Source organism: Yersinia sp. 2542 StPb PI (assembly GCF_048593855.1).
GTDB lineage: Bacteria > Pseudomonadota > Gammaproteobacteria > Enterobacterales > Enterobacteriaceae > Yersinia > Yersinia enterocolitica_E.
In genome coordinates this window covers 1-2,033 of sequence record NZ_JAZGQA010000349.1, presented here as the reverse complement: position 1 = coordinate 2,033, position 2,033 = coordinate 1, and the positions used below count along the sequence as shown (strand labels likewise).

Below are 2,033 nucleotides of genomic sequence, written 5' to 3'. Positions count from 1 at the left end.
GGCACTATTTTAATTCTATCCTCTTCAATCTCTATATTAGTTGGCATATCTTTTACATTAAGAGAGATATCATTATATTGGAATGGTGACAAATACGGTAAAATAGCATATCCATTTTTAGCTACCCGTGCATTTGTATAAGGATAAATACTGGCTCCAGTCGCACCTTTGGCTTCAATAATACCCAAGGTATCGCTAATAGAATGCGATAGGTTCACTCCGCCGGCATGCACGACTATACCACTACTTAAATTTACTGAAGCCATAGAGTTCGATCTACCTTGGCTATAACCAAGATTTATTAATGATGTGTTACCACTATATCCACCGTTAATGCCGAAATTGCGATCACTATTGCTTGTTCCATCGATCCAAGATCCATAGCTATATTCTTGATGTTCGCCAACAGTACCACTAATCGCTGTTTTTAATCGGGACTCGCGATCATTATGACTTATTGTCGACGTTAATCTTGGCCTATTACGATGACTTGAAGCCGTATCTAATGGAATGCTGAGTGATAAACGTAAGGTATTCTCACCATTACCATAGCGATTATTTAACCGATTAAAACCTAAGCTATAATTGACGGACCCTACCGAGTTTGCATAGCCAACTTGGTAGTTTAACGTATTCTTCTCATTAACATCTTTATGCCAGTATCGACCATAGTAGGTTGTTAAAAAGAGGCTTCCCCACCCAGGGGATAGATTTTGATTTATATTTGCTTCAAGTACTTCGCGATAATTTTCAGTACGAATACCTTTGCCACTCTTTTGGGCCTCAACAGTATTAAGCGCATCCATTAATGTAAAATAATTACTACTTGAGTAGCGATATGCCATTAAGCTAAAATTAGTTTTTGTTGGTTCAACGACCTTCGCCAGGCTTACTTTAAAACTCATATTGCAAAATGTAGAGTCACATTGCGATTCATCATCTGCTTTAACTGAAGTTGAAGAACGTGTCGCATCAAAACTTAACGCACCGACTGGTGTATTAAATGCAACCCCACCAAGCAATGCAAAATAATCAGTTGATATAGTTTTCTGTATACCACCATAGCCAGTAATATAATTATTAAATCCATATTGATAGCTCCCCTCAAATAACATGGGTGGATCACTAAGGTTTGAGCTTCTTATCTCACCTACTGTGGCCGTGTATCTTGAGTATCCTTCACGTAAAAGTTGAGGAATACTAGAATAAGGCACAACTTGTACTCTTATATTTCCGCTTGCTTCTCTGATAGTTACTTCAAGATTCCCACCATAACCGGCTGTATTTAAATCATTTATAATAAACTCGCCAGGGGGAACATTTGTTTCATGGATAACATTGCCATTTTGTCGGATGGTGACCAAGGCATTACTGTCGGCGACCCCTCTAATTACTGGTGCATATCCCCGCATAGAATTTGGCAGCATGCGATCATCAGTATATAGGCTGGCCCCTCGAAGTGGCGTGGTATTAAACATAGCCCCAGTAGTATTCACATCTCCAAAGATAAATTGTGACTGATTGGCCGCGAATGATCTCTGTATATAAGCAGATTGGTTATTCCACGTTACACTTTCATCGCTACTACTATTTGCCATACCATTAGTATAAAATCGCCATGGTCCTAGCTTTGCTGATGTATTCAAGCTGCCATAATAGAATTGTTTGTTTTTTTTATGATCATTATATTCAGATGAGTTTTTATAATTAGATGCATTCAAACTATAAGCTAAGGTTAATGCTGGGACACCCTCATCCCATAACTCTGGTCTAATATATCCATTAGGCATACTCTCCACATAGACCTGTGGTATCGTCAGATATAGCTTCTGATCGCCATCGTCAAAAGTTATTGTTGCATCTGGGATAATATCGTTAATTAAGATGCAACCATTGCTTTGCCAGTCCTGAGGGAGCATGCTCAGTCTTACACCAAAAGCCAGTATATCTTTCGGAGTGAAACAAGGTTGAACACCTTGTTCTTTATCTGTTTCAATAAAGTTTACATTTAAACTTTCAATATTTTTTGAGTT

At 38.3% G+C, this 2,033-nt stretch carries 1 protein-coding gene; it reads right to left on the bottom strand.

Annotated features, from left to right (window positions below; all coding sequences use genetic code 11):
* On the bottom strand, window positions 1–2,033 hold a 2,033-nt coding region (locus V1952_RS21490; RefSeq protein ID WP_420075514.1), incomplete at both ends, for a fimbria/pilus outer membrane usher protein.